Source organism: Mesorhizobium maamorense, from assembly GCF_044998965.1.
Classification (GTDB): domain Bacteria; phylum Pseudomonadota; class Alphaproteobacteria; order Rhizobiales; family Rhizobiaceae; genus Mesorhizobium.
The window spans coordinates 2,735,857-2,750,306 of sequence record NZ_CP173356.1 but is presented as its reverse complement, the minus strand read 5'-3'; the positions used below and the strand labels follow the sequence as shown (position 1 = coordinate 2,750,306).

The 14,450-nt window shown below is 66.2% G+C and carries 14 protein-coding genes, 1 tRNA gene and 3 pseudogenes; 4 read left to right on the top strand and 14 right to left on the bottom strand.

What is annotated here, in order from left to right; translation table 11 throughout:
* Positions 1–11 precede the first annotated feature (11 nt).
* Positions 12–320, top strand: coding sequence for a PIN domain-containing protein (locus ACIU1A_RS14015; protein ID WP_404927541.1), 309 nt, complete (start codon positions 12–14; stop codon positions 318–320).
* A 24-nt stretch (positions 321–344) separates the two neighbouring features.
* Here ACIU1A_RS14015 and ACIU1A_RS14010 read toward each other — a convergent pair whose 3' ends face one another.
* The 3 genes and pseudogenes from ACIU1A_RS14010 to ACIU1A_RS14000 form a co-directional block, all read right to left on the bottom strand.
* On the bottom strand, positions 345–1,562 hold the full coding sequence (locus ACIU1A_RS14010; RefSeq protein ID WP_140516447.1) for an ABC transporter permease: 1,218 nt from the start codon (positions 1,560–1,562) through the stop codon (positions 345–347).
* 1 nt (position 1,563) lies between these two features.
* Positions 1,564–2,202 carry an ABC transporter ATP-binding protein gene (locus tag ACIU1A_RS14005; RefSeq protein ID WP_404927540.1) on the bottom strand — a complete coding sequence of 213 codons (639 nt, stop codon included), beginning with the start codon at positions 2,200–2,202 and terminating at the stop codon, positions 1,564–1,566.
* A 72-nt stretch (positions 2,203–2,274) separates the two neighbouring features.
* Positions 2,275–3,565: pseudogene (locus ACIU1A_RS14000) on the bottom strand (efflux RND transporter periplasmic adaptor subunit).
* 130 nt (positions 3,566–3,695) lie between these two features.
* Between ACIU1A_RS14000 and ACIU1A_RS13995 the strand changes: the two are divergent.
* A complete protein-coding gene (locus ACIU1A_RS13995) occupies positions 3,696–4,628 on the top strand; it encodes a PhzF family phenazine biosynthesis protein (protein WP_140495414.1) in 933 nt (310 codons plus the stop codon).
* A 107-nt stretch (positions 4,629–4,735) separates the two neighbouring features.
* Positions 4,736–4,811, top strand: a tRNA-Lys gene (locus tag ACIU1A_RS13990).
* A 129-nt stretch (positions 4,812–4,940) separates the two neighbouring features.
* Here ACIU1A_RS13990 and ACIU1A_RS13985 read toward each other — a convergent pair.
* The 8 genes and pseudogenes from ACIU1A_RS13985 to cbiE form a co-directional block, all read right to left on the bottom strand.
* The gene (locus ACIU1A_RS13985) at positions 4,941–5,204 is read right to left on the bottom strand and encodes a hypothetical protein (RefSeq protein WP_404927539.1); all 264 of its coding nucleotides are present in this window, start codon (positions 5,202–5,204) and stop codon (positions 4,941–4,943) included.
* A gap of 39 nt (positions 5,205–5,243) precedes the next feature.
* A pseudogene (cobT, locus tag ACIU1A_RS13980) lies at positions 5,244–6,253 on the bottom strand (nicotinate-nucleotide--dimethylbenzimidazole phosphoribosyltransferase).
* Positions 6,254–6,277: 24 nt separating this feature from the next.
* The gene (gene cobS, locus ACIU1A_RS13975) at positions 6,278–7,054 is read right to left on the bottom strand and encodes an adenosylcobinamide-GDP ribazoletransferase (RefSeq protein WP_140554992.1); all 777 of its coding nucleotides are present in this window, start codon (positions 7,052–7,054) and stop codon (positions 6,278–6,280) included.
* Between the two features lie 3 nt (positions 7,055–7,057).
* Positions 7,058–8,372 (bottom strand): annotated as a pseudogene (locus ACIU1A_RS13970) (cobyrinate a,c-diamide synthase).
* Positions 8,369–9,187 carry a uroporphyrinogen-III C-methyltransferase gene (gene cobA, locus ACIU1A_RS13965; protein WP_404927538.1) on the bottom strand — a complete coding sequence of 273 codons (819 nt, stop codon included), beginning with the start codon at positions 9,185–9,187 and terminating at the stop codon, positions 8,369–8,371. The pseudogene ACIU1A_RS13970 and the gene cobA overlap by 4 nt, the downstream one beginning before the upstream one ends.
* Entirely contained in the window at positions 9,184–9,948 is a 765-nt protein-coding gene (gene cobM, locus ACIU1A_RS13960; protein ID WP_140495563.1) for a precorrin-4 C(11)-methyltransferase, read from the bottom strand. Before cobM ends, cobA begins: the two co-directional genes overlap by 4 nt.
* The gene (locus ACIU1A_RS13955) at positions 9,945–10,331 is read right to left on the bottom strand and encodes a cobalamin biosynthesis protein (protein WP_140579854.1); all 387 of its coding nucleotides are present in this window, start codon (positions 10,329–10,331) and stop codon (positions 9,945–9,947) included. Before ACIU1A_RS13955 ends, cobM begins: the two co-directional genes overlap by 4 nt.
* On the bottom strand, positions 10,328–11,563 hold the full coding sequence (gene cbiE, locus ACIU1A_RS13950) for a precorrin-6y C5,15-methyltransferase (decarboxylating) subunit CbiE (RefSeq protein WP_404927537.1): 1,236 nt from the start codon (positions 11,561–11,563) through the stop codon (positions 10,328–10,330). The genes ACIU1A_RS13955 and cbiE overlap by 4 nt, the downstream gene beginning before the upstream one ends.
* A gap of 1 nt (position 11,564) precedes the next feature.
* Between cbiE and ACIU1A_RS13945 the strand changes: the two genes are divergently transcribed.
* A complete protein-coding gene (locus ACIU1A_RS13945; RefSeq protein WP_140564190.1) occupies positions 11,565–12,326 on the top strand; it encodes a cobalt-precorrin-6A reductase in 762 nt (253 codons plus the stop codon).
* Here the strand turns inward: ACIU1A_RS13945 and ACIU1A_RS13940 are convergent.
* The 3 genes from ACIU1A_RS13940 to ACIU1A_RS13930 are packed head-to-tail and all read right to left on the bottom strand — an operon-like array spanning position 12,290 to position 14,450.
* On the bottom strand, positions 12,290–13,054 hold the full coding sequence (locus ACIU1A_RS13940; RefSeq protein ID WP_404927536.1) for a precorrin-3B C(17)-methyltransferase: 765 nt from the start codon (positions 13,052–13,054) through the stop codon (positions 12,290–12,292). The genes ACIU1A_RS13945 and ACIU1A_RS13940 overlap by 37 nt on opposite strands.
* Entirely contained in the window at positions 13,051–13,821 is a 771-nt protein-coding gene (locus ACIU1A_RS13935; RefSeq protein WP_140554997.1) for a precorrin-2 C(20)-methyltransferase, read from the bottom strand. The genes ACIU1A_RS13940 and ACIU1A_RS13935 overlap by 4 nt, the downstream gene beginning before the upstream one ends.
* Positions 13,818–14,450, bottom strand: a complete 633-nt coding sequence (locus tag ACIU1A_RS13930) for a precorrin-8X methylmutase (protein WP_140554998.1) — start codon at positions 14,448–14,450, stop codon at positions 13,818–13,820. Before ACIU1A_RS13930 ends, ACIU1A_RS13935 begins: the two co-directional genes overlap by 4 nt.

Below are 14,450 nucleotides of genomic sequence, written 5' to 3'. Positions count from 1 at the left end.
GCTGATCGCCAATGCCGGCATACGAAGGTCTGAGTGGCTGCCTGCAACCCCAAACATCGGGTGCGTGCGCGGACAATCGTCTCGATCAGGATGTGTTGCCACTGTTTGCAGGCCGCATTCTGCCTTTCGACCTCGACGCGTCGCGCGCCTATGCCGACCTCGTGGTAAAGGCGAGAGCCTCAGGCAAGGCGATCGGCAATGCGGATGGCTACATCGCGGCCACGGCCGCAGCAAACGGTCTTACGGTCGCCACCCGCGACACCAGTCCATTCGCGGCCGCCGGATTGAATACCATCAATCCCTGGGAAACAGCGTCGTAGCCGCGCCTTTGCTTTCCAATCGCCTTATTCATGCCGCAGCGCGTCGATCGGGTCGAGCCTGGCGCCGCGCAGCGCCGGGAAGAAGCCGAAGACCATGCCGATCAGCGCGGAAAAGCCGACGGCGAGCAGGATGACTGCCGGGCTCGGCGCGAAGGGAATGGTCAGCGTCGCCGAGGCGAGGCCGGCCAGCGAGAGCCCGATCAGGATGCCGATGATGCCGCCGAGCAGCGACAGCACCGTCGCCTCGACCAGGAACTGGATGAGGATGTGCTTTTCATGCGCGCCGATGGCTAGCCTGATGCCGATCTCGCGGGTGCGCTCGGTGACCGACACCAGCATGATGTTCATGATGCCGATGCCGCCGACCAGCAGGCTGACGCCGGCGACCGCGCCCAGCATGCCGGTCATCGTGGTGGTGGCGCTGGCCATGGCATCGGCGATCTGGGTCATGTCGCGGATCGCGAAATCGCTTTCGCGGTCGGGCGTGAGGCGTCTGGCGTCGCGCAGAATATCCTCGACGCGCGGCTGCAGCTCGCTGGTCGGGGTGCGGTCGTCGGCGGCGACGTAGATGTTGTCGATGTTGCGGTTGCCCGCAATGCGCCGCTGATAGGCATGCAGCGGCATCAACACGACATTGTCCTGGTCCTGGCCGAAGCCGGTATAGCCCTTCGGCTCGAGCAGGCCGATGATCTTGCAGGAGGTGCGGTTGACGCGGATGATTTCGCCCTCCGGGTCGCCGGCACCGAAGAACTGCTGGCGCACCGTCTCGCCGATCAGGCATACGCCGGTGCCCGAGCGGGTCTCGGACTCGCTGAACGAACGGCCTGAGACCAGTTTCCAGTCGCGAGCATCGAGATAGGCACTGTCGGTGCCGGTGACGCCGGAGGTCAGGCTCTCGGTACCGAAGATGACGCGGACCTGCTTCTGCGAGGCCGGCGAAATGGCGCGTGCACCTGTCAGATAGGCAATGAGCGCGGCAAGATCCTTTTCGGTGAGCGGACGGACGACCTGGTCGAGCCCGCCCGGGCCGCCGGGACCGGCCGGGCGGCCGGAGCGCACAACCAGAAGATTGCTGCCGAGCTTGGCGATGTCGTCCTTGACCTTGGCGGTGGTGCCGGCGCCAATGGTGAGCATGGCGATGACCGCGGCGACGCCGATGACGATGCCGAGCAAGGTCAGGAACGAGCGCAGCATGTTGCGGCGGATCGAGCGCAAGGAGAGGCGGACGGTTTCCCAGAGCATGTCAGGCCACCTCGACGGTCATGGTGTCGGAGGCGACATGGCCGTCGAGGAAGCGCACCGTGCGCTCGGCATATTCGGCGACGTCGGCCTCGTGGGTGACCATGGTGATGGTCAGGCCAAGCTCCTTGTTCAGTTGCGTCAGCAACTCCATGATCTCGTGCGTGCGGGCAGTGTCGAGATTGCCGGTCGGTTCGTCGGCGACGAGCAGCGTCGGCCTCGTGACGATGGCGCGCGCGATCGCCACGCGCTGTTGCTGGCCGCCGGAAAGCTCGGCCGGCGTGTGATGCTCGCGACCGACAAGGCCGACTTGCGCCAGCGCCTGCATGGCAAGATCGCGGCGCTCGCGGCCGGCCACGCCGCGATAGATCAGCGGCAGTTCGACATTTTCCGCCGCCGTGGTGCGCGCCAGCAGATTATAGCCCTGGAAGACGAAGCCGACATAGAGGTTGCGCAGCATGGCGCGGCGGTTGCGGTCGAGCCGGCCAGCATCGACGCCCATGAAGGAATAGGTGCCGGCGGTCGGCGTGTCGAGGCAGCCGATGATGTTCATCGCCGTCGATTTGCCGGAGCCGGACGGGCCCATGATGGCGACGAATTCGCCGCGCCGGATCGCCAGGTCGACGCCGGCCAGCGCGTGCACCTTGGCTTCGCCATGGCCGTAGCTCTTCCAGACCTTGTCGAAGGTGATGAGGGGGCGCCCATCGCCACGGCGTCAGCTCCGCTGCTGCGAGGCCGTGATGACCTGCGCCCCCTCTGACAGGCCCGAGGTGATCTCGGTCAGCTCGCCGTCGGTCGAGCCGATCCTGACGTTGACCGGATGCGGACGGCCTTTCTCCAGCACGTAGAGCATGCGTGAGCCGTCGGTCGGCGGCGCTGCCGCCTGGCGCTGGCGATTGCCGCCGGGACGTCCCATGCGGCCGGTGAACAGGTCGCTCAGGCTCCAGCCGCGGGCGGCCTGCTGCGCAGGACGATAGCGGAAGGCGGAGGAGGGGACGGTCAGCACGTCCTTGGCCTGCCGGGTGACGACCGAAACAGTGGCGGTCATGCCGGGGCGCAGCAACAGCTCGCTGTTGTCGACCTCGAGCCGCGCATTGTAGGTGACGACGCCGTCGGTGGTGACCGAGGCGTAGGAGATGTCGCGGATCTCGGCGTCGAACGGCCGCTCCGGGAAGGCATCCACGGTGAAGCGGGCATGCTGGCCCGGCTTCACCGCGCCGATATCGGCTTCGTCGACCGCCGCCACCAGTTCCATGTTCCTGAGATCGGCGGCGATGATGAACAGCACCGGCGCCTGCAGCGATGAGGCGACCGTCTGGCCGGGGTCGACAGAGCGCGTCAGCACGATGCCGTCGATCGGCGCATAGATGGTGCTGTTGGCAAGGTCGGTCTGCTGCGATTTCAGGTCGGCGTTGGCGATGGCGAGATTGGCCTCGGCGCTATCGAGCGCTGCCTTCGAACGGTCGCGGGTCGCGGTCGCCGCTTCGAGCGACTGGTCGGTGGCCATGCCGCGCTTGGTGAGGGCGGCGGCGCGCACGAGCGCGCTTTCATTCTCGGCCAGCGTCACGGTGGCGTCCACGACATTGGCGGCGGCCGCCTTGGCGGATGCCTCGGCGCGTTCGATCTGCACCTGCAGCTTGGCGGTGTCGAGCGCGGCCAGCACATCGCCCTTCTTGACCTGCTGGTTCTCGTTGACCGAGACTGAACGAATGATGCCCGAGAGCTGGCTGGAAATGTCGACCTGGGTGAGGGGCTGCAAGGTGCCGGTCGCCGAAACCTCGACAGTGAGGTCGGCCTTGGCGGCGGGCGCCGTCGTATAGTCGATCTTGACCGGCGAGCCGGCATACCACTGGTAGCCGGCAAAAGCCGCGACAAGGACGATCAGCGCCAGCAGCGCATAGAGCCAGCCGCGGCGGCGATTCTTGCGCCGCCCCGTCTGGTCGAGCCCGAGCGCGGTCTCGATGGCGGAATCCGATTCCGTCTGGCAGATTGACAATCTGGTCCACGCCGGACCCCCTGAAGCGCAATATGTCCCTATGAGTGCACAGATCAGTGCTAATGGTTCGAATATCAAATTAAATTTCGCTCATGTTGGGATTGAGGCAGAAATTCGGATCAAAGCGGAAGGTTTCCTCCATGAGACGCGATTACTTGCTTTACGATGTGTTTACGACCGATCGGCTGGCCGGCAACCCGCTGGCGGTGGTGTTGGACAGCGGCGGACTGGACACGGCTGCGATGCAGGCTATCGCGCGCGAGTTCAACCTGTCGGAATCGGTGTTCGTGCTGCCGCCGGATAATCCCAAGCACCGCGCCCGTATCCGCATCTTCACGCCCGATTATGAAATGCCTTTCGCCGGCCACCCGACCGTGGGCTCGGCGATCGCGCTGGCCGAACTGGCCGATATCGCGCTCGCTGAAATGGCCGACAATGACGGCGCTGCAAGCATTTTCGTGCTGGAGGAAAACATCGGCCCGGTGCGCTGCGCCGTCAGCAAGCATGATGGCGCGACATTCGCCGAATTCGACCTGGCGAAGTTGCCGGAGCCGCTGAAGCTCGAAGCCGACCCGGTGGCGATCGGCGCCGCCCTTGGCCTGGCGCCGCACGAGATCGGTTTCGAGAATCACCGCGTCGCGTTCTGGTCGGCGGGCGTGCCCTATGTGACCATACCGGTGGCCAATCTGGAGGCGGCCGGCCGGATCCGGCTCGACAATCAGGCCTGGTCGGAACTGGCGCCGCGCAAGAGCGAATGGGCCTTTGCCAGTCCCTATGTCTATTGCCGAGAGACGGTGAACCACGAGAGCGCCTTCCATGTGCGCATGATCGTGCCCGGCACGCCTTCCTACGAGGACCCGGCGACCGGCTCGGCGGCGGCGGCTTTCGCCGGCGCCGTCATGCATTTCGACGCTCCGACGGATGGCGTTTCGCAGCTGTGGATCGAACAGGGGCTGGAGATGGGGCGGCCCTCGCGTATCCGCCTGGAACTAAGTGTACAGGGCGGAAAACTGGTCTCGGCGCGCATCGGTGGCAACGCGGTCAAGGTGGCGGAAGGCAAGCTGTTCGTCTGACCATCTGCGTCACTTCGGCGATTTGTCGGGAAATGATTCCGGCAGGGCTGGACAGGACCGGCATCGGCGGCTATATGCCCGCCAACGCCGGTTTTTGCCGGCCGAGTGGGTGCGTAGCTCAGTTGGTAGAGCAGCTGACTCTTAATCAGCGGGTCCACAGTTCAATCCTGTGCGCACCCACCAAATTCTTCAAAGACTTGGTGGAAAGACCTGAATAGGCCGGTTCAATTGCCGCGCTCGTTCATCGGCTGCTTTCGCCGCCGGGCCGCCTTTGGCCAGGAGAGATGTAGGATTTTGTAGCTTGGTCAAAGACTACGATTGGCCGCGCCGAAAAACGCGGCTCAGAAACCTGCCGAACCGAAAAGCCATGCCGTTGTCCGCGCTCCGACCGTCGTCGGCATCAATGGCGGCCTTTCCGCCTGAGAAATCGCTGATGAGCCACCAGAAGAAAACCAGAAAAACAACGAGAATTGCGGTGTCGATCGGGCCGTAAGTTGAATATCCACTGTGCCGAAGCACACCAGCAAGCAGCACGGCGATAGTCATAGCAGCGGCAGCCGAGTGAAGCTTTTTCATCCACCAGATCTATTCGAGAATCGCTACAACCGGAAGATGTTACTTCTCCGACACGCCGGCCTCGGCAAAGCTCGCCATCCTCGCATGGCACTCCAGCGCCGAGCGGACGATGTTGACGGCGAGGCAAGCGCCGGAGCCTTCGCCGAGCCGCATGCCGAGGTCGAGCAGCGGCGGCAGGTCGAGCGCTTCGAGCAGGCCGCGGTGACCCGATTCAGCCGAGACGTGGGCGGCGATCGTATGAGCAAGGCCTGTGGAGTGCAGCTTTGCCAAAGGTGCTGCGGCTGCGGTGCAGACGAAGCCGTCAAGCAGCACCGGTATGCCCATGTGACGGGCGGCAAGCGTGGCGCCGAAGATGGCGGCGAGTTCGCGGCCGCCGAGCGCCGCGGCAACCCCCAGGGGTCGGCAAGAATGGCGGCGTGGCGCTTCAAGCCCGATTCGATGGCAACCACCTTGCGCTCGAGGCCGGCATCGTCGACGCCGGTGCCGCGTCCGGTCCATTTTTCCGCACCGCCGCCGAACAGCGCCGCCGAGATCGCGGCGGCCGGCGTGGTGTTGCCGATGCCCATCTCGCCGAAGCAGACGAGATCGAGATCATCAGTCACCGCATCGTAGCCGGCCGAGACCGCGGCAAGAAACGTCTTGTCGTCCATCGCCGGCGTTTGCGTGAAATCGCCGGTCGGATGGTCAAGATCGAGCGGAATGACATCGAGTTCGGCGCCCGCGATGCGGGCGAGCTGGTTGATGGCCGCACCGCCGCCGGCGAAATTCGCCACCATCTGCACCGTGACTTCCGAAGGATAAGCCGACACGCCTTGCGCGGTAACGCCGTGGTTGCCGGCGAAGACGAAAACTTTCACCCGCTCGAGCCTAGGCATGTCGCGGGCCTGCCAGCGCGCCAGCCACGCGGCGATGGACTCAAGCCGGCCGAGGCTGCCCTGCGGCTTGGTCAACGTGTCCTGGCGGCGAGCGACCGCGCTCGCGGCGGCGTCATCGCCATCAGGCAGGTCGAGGCAAGCAGCGCGCAATTCATCTAGGGATTTGAAAGGCATGGAAGGAAATTCTCCGAAACAGAGTCAGGAAAGGGCTACGGAAGCGACGAGCAGCACCGCGATTTCGCTCACCTGTTGCATAGCGCCGATCGTGTCGCCGGTCTGGCCACCGATCTGGTTGAGGCAAAGCGCGTGGAAGGCGGCAAACAGCAGTCCGAGCAGGATAAGCGCCGCGATGGCGCCGCCAAGCCCGAGCAGGAGGAGCGGGATGGCGCCGAGCACGGCGCCGGCGAGGGCAATTTCCCGCGAGACGGTGCCGGCGCCGGCCGAGAGGCCATCGTCGCGCGCCGGGGGCAAGAGATGCATGAAGGCGCCGAATACGCCGCGCGAGGCCGCATGGGCGGCCAGGAGCGCGAAGAGAGCTTGTGTGGGATCGACGAATTCCGACAGCGCGCTCCAGCGGATGAGCAGCGACAGCGCCAGCGCCATGGCGCCGTAGGCGCCGATTCGGCTGTCGCGCATGATCTCCAGCTTTCGACCGCGCGTGTTGCCGCCGCCAAAACCGTCGGCGACATCGGACAGCCCGTCCTCGTGCAGGCAGCCGGTGGTGACCGCGGTTGCAACCAGGGCAAGGGCTGCCGCCGACCCGATGGCAAGGCCAAACCGTTCCGCCGTGGCAAAGACGATGGCGCCGATCAGGCCGACGACGAGGCCGGCGACCGGGGCGGCCCAGATCGCGGCGGCAAGGCTGCGGCCGCGAAAGTCGATGACGGGCAAGGGCAGCCTGGTGAAGAAGACCAGGCAGAGGGCAACATCGCTGGGGATTTGCCGGGGCGAAAGGGTGACCTTCGGGAACTTCATGCCTCAGCCCCTTGCGATGGCATGGAAGAAGGTGCCGCTGACCTGGCCACGCCGGTAGCCCGAGGCGCCGATCGGATTGCCTTGCCCGTCTGCGAGGTCGGCCAGGGGCTCGTCATCGCCGGTCGCTGTCATCTGCGCATAGTGGAATTCGTGCCCACGGATCAACGCGCCCCGCGGGCCGAGCGGACAGTCGGCGCGCAGCCGTGCTTCGCGATAACCGAGGTTCATCTTGCGCCTGGCGAAGCTGGTTGAATGGCCGAGCAGGCCGAGCATTTTGTGTGTTTCGCCAGATGCATCTTCCAAAGCTTCGCCAAGCACCATGAAGCCACCGCACTCACCATGGATGGGCTTCGTCCCGGCAAACCTTGCCATTCCTCTCCGAAAATTCGCAGCAGCGGCGAGACGGCCGGCGTGAAGCTCGGGATAACCGCCGGGCAGCCAGCAGACGTCGCAGCTGTTGTCGGGCGCCTCGTCCGCGAGCGGCGAGAACGGAACCATCTCCGCGCCGGCCTTGCGCCAGTAGGCCGCGACGTGCGGATAGAGGAAGGTGAAGGCGGTATCCCCGGCAAGTGCGATGCGCTGGCCGGGCGGCTTGCAGCGCATCGTCGAAGCTGCCGGGCTCCGGGGCGAGAGGTGTTGCCAGCGCCATGACCGCGTCGAGGTCGAGCGACTTTTCCGCCATGTCGGCCAACCGGTCGAGATGCGCCATCAGGTCATCATATTCACCGGCCTGGACGAGGCCGAGATGGCGCTCGGGCAGGTTCAAGGTGGGATCGCGCAGGATGGCGCCGACGACCGGCAGGCCGATCGCCTCGATGGCGTCGCCGGACAGCCGGCGGTGACGCTCGCTGCCCAGCCGGTTGAGCACGACGCCCGCCATGCGAACCTCCGGATCATAGGTAGCGAACCCCTTGGCGACGGCCGCCGCCGTGGTCGACTGGCCGGAAACGTCCAGCACCAGCAGCACCGGCAGGCCGTAGAGCCGCGCGAGATCGGCCGCCGAACCGCTGCGGCCCGGCGCGGCCGGAATGCCGTCGAACAGGCCCATGGCGCTTTCGAGGATGACAAAATCGGCGTCGTCGGCGGCATTTACGGCCAGTGCGTTGAGCAGCGACGGCGACATCGCCCAGCTGTCAAGATTGACGCCGGACAGGCCGGTGGCGGCGGTGTGGAAGCCGGGATCGATGTAATCGGGGCCGGACTTGGCGCCGCGTACTTTCAGGCCGCGCCGAGTGAGTGCGCGTAAAATGCCGATGGTGACGCTGGTCTTGCCCGAGCCGGAGCGCGGCGCGCCGACGATGATCGCGCGGGCGCTCACGATGCACCCGCCAGCGCCGCGCGCATGGCGACGATGCCGCCGACGACGATCAGCGCCGGTGCGGACAGGCCGGCGGCGGCGGCTTCCTCGGCGATGGTGGCCAGCGTGGCGACGACGATGCGTTCCTGCGGCGTCGTCGCGGCGACGATCACCGCCGCCGGCGTCGATGGGGCCAACCCGCCGTCGAGCAATGCGGCCGATATCACAGGCAGATTGGCCATGCCCATGTAGACCACGACAGGCTGGCCGGTGCGCGCGATCGCGGCCCAGTCGAGATCGTCATCGGTGCCGGCGGCATGGCCGGTCGCCAGAATCACCGCCTTGTTGATGCCGCGCATGGTGGCGGGAATGCCGGTGGCGGCCAGCGCGCTGAACCCTGAGGTGAGGCCGGGCAGGACGCGAAACGGGATGCTTTCTCGCGCCAGCGCCAGCGCCTCTTCGCCGCCACGGCCGAAAATATAGGGATCGCCGCCCTTCAGCCTGACGACGCGGCGGCCCTGGAGCGCCAGCCGGACCAGCAGGGCGGTTATGTCGTCCTGTTTCATCGAGGGTTTTCCGCCGCGCTTGCCGGCAAAGAAAAGCTCGGCGTTTTCGGCAACCGCGACGACGTCCGAGGAGACCAGCGCGTCATAGACCAGCGCATCCGCCTCATTCAGCGCCGCCAGCACTTCCAGCGTCAGGCAGCCGGGATCGCCGGGGCCGGCGCCGGCGAGCCAGACATGGCCGGGCTCAAGCGTCCGCGGCTTGAAGTTTAGCCGGGCAAGCGCCTGTTGGAGCGCGGCGTTCTCGCCCTTATTTTTGGTGCTGTCGCTCACAATCCGTCCCGTCCGCGAAAACGCCGCTGGTAATGCGCGTCGTACAATGAACTCTCGCCAAAGCCTTCCGCCGCCAGCGAGCGGCCGACGAAGATGATGGCCGTACGCTCCATCGGGTCGGCGGCCAGTTGTGCCTCGATGGTTTCCAGCGTGCCGGTCAGCACGCGCTCGTCCGGCCAGGAGGCACGGAAGACGACCGCCACCGGGCAATCGCGGCCATAGAGCGGCGTCAGCTCGGCGACGATGCGATCGATGGCGTGGATGGCAAGATGAATGGCAAGCGTGGCGCCGGTGCGGCCGAAGCCGGCCAGCGTTTCGCCAGGCGGCATTTTTGAAGCGCGGCCGGAGACGCGGGTCAGCACCAGGCTCTGCGCAACTTCAGGGATGGTCAGTTCGCGCCGCAGAGCAGCCGCCGCGGCAGCGAAAGAGGGAACGCCCGGCGTCAGCGTGTAGGGAATGCCGTGCCTTTCCAGCCGGCGGATCTGTTCGGCAACCGCGCTCCATACCGACAGGTCACCGGAATGCAGCCGCGCGACATCATGGCCGGCCTTGTGGGCGGCCAGATATTCGGCCTCGATCTCGTCGAGCGACATCGGCGCGGTGTCGATCAGCTTCGTTCCCGGGGCGCAATGCTGCAGCAATTCCGGCGCCACGATCGAGCCGGCATGGAGGCAGACCGGGCAGCTTGCCAGCAGCCGCGCGCCGCGCAGGGTAATGAGGTCGGCGGCGCCCGGACCGGCGCCGATGAAATGCACGGTCATGCCGCGTCTCCGCTGATGGCGATGGCGCAGGTGACCGGGCCGAGTACGATGCGTGGTCCCAGCAGCCTGGCGCCTTCGCCGGCGACGGCCAGCGCCGATGCTTCGGACACCGATGCTGTGCCGGCCAGATCCTGCGAGAGGCTGGAGTTGCTGAGCGCCTTCGTCGACGCTGCTTTAAGCGCTGCCTCATCGACGACAATGACGGGAAGGTTGAGTGTGCGACCTGCGGCAGCGATCGCCTGTTCATCTTTCTTGAGCGTGGCGGTGGCGAGCGACGAGAGCGCCGTCATCGCCAGCCCGTGCGCTTCGAGCGTGGTTTCTATCGCGGCAAGCACGTCCTCGACGCTCACGCCCTTTCGGCTGCCGATGCCCGCGACCATCATGGCTTGATCCAACTCCATTGGGTAACCGGCATCGCCGGCCGCCATGCCTGCATCGAACCGACAGGCGCGGCGCGGGATATGGCGATGCGGGTGAGATCGCCCCCGAGTTCGGTATGACGGGCAAGAAGCAGCGTCTCCATTTCCAGCGTCACCGCATTGGCGACAAGGCGGCCGCCGGTGCGCAGCGCCTTGATGGCGGCGGCCAGCACGCCGGCGTCGCTGCCGCCGCCGCCAATGAAAATCGCGTCTGGCGTCTCGAGCCTTGCAAGCGCCTTGGGTGCGCTGCCTTCGACCACGATGAGGCCGGGAACGCCACAGGCAGCAGCGTTGTGGCCGATGCGGGCGGCGCGGATCGGGTCGGCTTCGATGGCAACAGCGCGCATCGAACGGTGGGTGAGCATCCATTCGATGCCGATGGAACCGGAGCCGGCGCCAATATCCCACAGCAGTTCGCCGCGCCTCGGCGCCAGCGCCGACAGCGTGATGGCGCGGATGTCATGTTTGGTGATCTGGCCGTCATGGTCGAACAGATGATCGGCGAGGCCTGATGTCAAAGGCAGGATACGCGCATCCGGACCAGATTGAATTTCGAGCGCCAGTACATTGAGCGGATTGATGTTTTCGAGGTTGAACGCATCGGCGCGGGCCGAGCGCAGGTTCTCCTTTGGCCCGCCAAGCGCCTCCAGAACCGTCAGCCGCGAGGCGCCGAAATCAAGCTCGGTGAGCAGGCGGGCGATCGCCGCCGGTGCATCGGCATCGGATGTCAGGGCCAGGATGCGTGCGTTGGGTTGCAGCAATGGCCGGATCAGGTCGATGGGGCGGCCATGCAGCGAGACGGTTTCGATGTCCTGCAGCGCCCAGCCAAGGCGAGCGGCCGCCAGCGAAATGGCCGACGGCGCGGGAATGACATGCATCTCCCGCGGCATGACCTTGCGGGCGAGGGTGACGCCGACGCCGTGGAAAAAGGGATCGCCGGAGGCAAGAACGCAAACGCGCTTGCCGGCGAGCGACAGCACGTCGTGCATCTTGGCATCGAAGGGAACCGGCCATGGGCGCGGATCGCCCTTGGCGAATGATGAGACGAGCGCCAGATGCCGCTTGCCGCCAAAGATGATTTCAGCGTCGGCGATCCGCTGCTTGGCCTCGTCGCCGAGACCGGCTACACCGTCCTCGCCTATGCCGACGATGGTGAGCCATTTTTGGTTGGCGCCGCGTAGACTCTTAGCAGGCATGATGACCCACCGCATTCTGATCCTCGGCGGAACCACCGAAGCCCGGCAACTGGCTGGAAAACTGGCAGCCGGTTACTCGGTGATGCTGTCGCTGGCGGGCCGCACCGAAAGCCCGGTGACGCAGGGCGTGCCGGTACGCAGTGGAGGGTTTGGCGGCGCCGATGGTCTGGCCGCCTATCTCAAGGAGACAAGCATCGAGCTGCTGATCGACGCCACGCATCCCTACGCGGCGCGAATTTCCGCCAATGCGGCGCAGGCCGCGCGCATGGCCGGGGTGCCGATCGTCGCTCTGCGCCGTCCCGGCTGGGAGCCTGTCGAGGGCGATCGCTGGACGCAGGTCTATACGACAGGCGATGCCGTGCAGGCGCTTGGACCGGCGCCGCGCCGTGTATTCCTGGCTCTCGGCCGGCAGGAGGTCGCGGCTTTCGAAGCCGCGCCCCAGCACCATTATCTCATCCGCAGCGTCGATCCGGTCGAGCCGAAGCTGGCAGTGCCCGATGCCACCTATCTCCTGGCGCGCGGGCCGTTTCGCGAGGCGGAGGAACGCACGCTGCTCCAGCGGCACGGCATCGACATCGTCGTATCCAAGAACAGCGGCGGCGCGGCGACTTATGGCAAGATCGCCGCGGCGCGGGCGCTTGGCCTCGACGTCGTCATGGTGCGCAGGCCTGTGCTGCCGGAGGTTCCTTCGGCTGCGACCGTCGATCAGCTTGCCGACATGGTCGATCATCTTGTCGAGCCTGCCGCGGAGCGCGGCGTGTAAACCAGCGAAGACTTCTCGCCGCGCCTGATGATCCGGGTTTCCGGCGAGCCGATGATGATGCAGGTTGCCATGTCCGCCTTATCGGCATCGGCATCCGCCAGCAGGAACACCTCGATGCGCTCGTCGGGCCGGCCTGCGGCACGGCCGAAGATGACGGGTGTGGTGCCCGGCAGAATGGCCTTCAGACATTCGAAGGCGCGGCCAAGCTGCCAGGGGCGCGCCTTGCTGATGGGATTGTAAAGCGCGATGACGAAGCCGGCGCCGGCGGCCGCCAGCAGGCGCAGTTCGATCAGGTCCCATGGCTTCAGATTGTCGGACAGCGAGATGGCGCAGAAATCATGGCCGAGCGGTGCCCCGATGCGGGCAGCGACAGCGAGCATGGCGGTGACGCCAGGCACGATTGCGAGGTCGATGGCGCGCCATTCGGAGGGGCCGGCTTCGATCGCCTCGCAGACGGCCGCCGCCATGGCGAAGACGCCTGGATCGCCCCCGGAGACGACGGCGACATTGTGACCTTCGGCCGCCTTCGCCAGCGCCTCGTTGGAGCGGGCAAGCTCTTCGCGATTGTTGGAGGCGATGCGGGTCTGGTCCGGGCGCAATTCCAGCCGGTCGAGATAGGGCTTGTAGCCGTAGAAGAAGCTTGCCTCGGCGACGGCGTGGCTCGCCTGCGGCGTCACCTGATCGGCGTTGCCGGGTCCGAGCCCGATGACCGTGAGGCGGCCGCTCATGCGCCACCCGCCGACGCGACAGGGCGTCCGGACCAGCCGGCGACGAGCACGATAGCGAAATAGGGCGCCTTGTCGTCCGGCTTGTCGGTGAGCCGCATCGAGACGCTGCCCGGCATGGTGCCGCGCTCGACATAGACGGCGCGTGTCAGCTTGCCGGTGGCCTCCAGCGCCCGCCGGATTTTGGGCAGGTTGCGGCCGACCTTCATGATAACGGCGGCATCGGTGTCGGCGAGGCGCCGGGTCAGTTCGAACTCGCTCATCGTGCCCGGCAGCACGGTCAGCACGTCGTCGCCCTGAACGATCGGCAGGCCGGTCGCCGACCAGCAGCCCGACATGGCGGTAACGCCGGCAATGACCTCGGTCGGAAAACGATGGGCGAGGCGCACATGCAGATGCATGTAGGAGCCGTAGAAGAGCGGATCGCCTTCCGACAGCACGGCGACCATCCTACCGGCATCCAGATGACCGGCAACGGTCTCGGCGGACTCCTCGTAGAAGGCCGATATCTGCGCGCGGTAATCGTCGTGATCCTTGTCGATCTCCGTGGTCACGGGATAGAGCAACGGCAGCTCCAGCATGTCGGGCCGGAAGCGCGTCTCGACGATGGCGCGCGCATTGCTGTTGTTGCCGCGCTTGGCGAAATACGCCACCACATCGGCCTCGGCCAGCGCACGCGCGGCCTTCAGCGTCAACAGTTCTGGGTCGCCGGGACCGGTACCGACGCCGACCAGGCGGCCCCTTGAGCCGGTTTTGGGAAGCGCGTTCATAGGCCGGGCCTCGCCAGGGAATTGAGGGTTGCCGCGGTCATGGCGCTGCCGCCAAGCCTGCCGCGCACGATTGCATAGGGTACGCCGTAGGAATTCTGCGCCAGCGCATCCTTCGATTCGGCGGCACCGACGAAGCCCACCGGCATGCCGATGATGGCGGCCGGTTTCGGCGCACCGTCGCGCAGCTTCTCCAGGAGGTAGAAGAGTGCGGTCGGCGCATTGCCGATGGCTACCACCGAACCGGCGATGCGCTCGCCCCACAGGTCGATCGCGGCGGCAGAACGTGTGTTGCCGATCGTCCTGGCGATTTCATGCGTGCGCGGATCGCGCAGCGTGCAGATCACCTCGTTGCCGGCAGGCAAGCGGGCGCGGGTGACGCCGTGCGAGACCATTTCGGCGTCGCAGAAGATCGGCGCGCCGGCGGCAAGCGCGGCCCGTGCGGCGGCAACGAAATCGCTGGAGAAGACAAAATCCTTGGCGGCTTCCACTTGGCCGCAGGCATGGATCATACGGACCGCGACATCGGCCTCTGCTTCGGAAAAGCGCGCGAGATCAGCCTCGGCGCGGATGATGGCAAAGGAGCGTTCGTAGATCGCCGTGCCGTCGTGGATGTAGTCGTAGGCGACCAT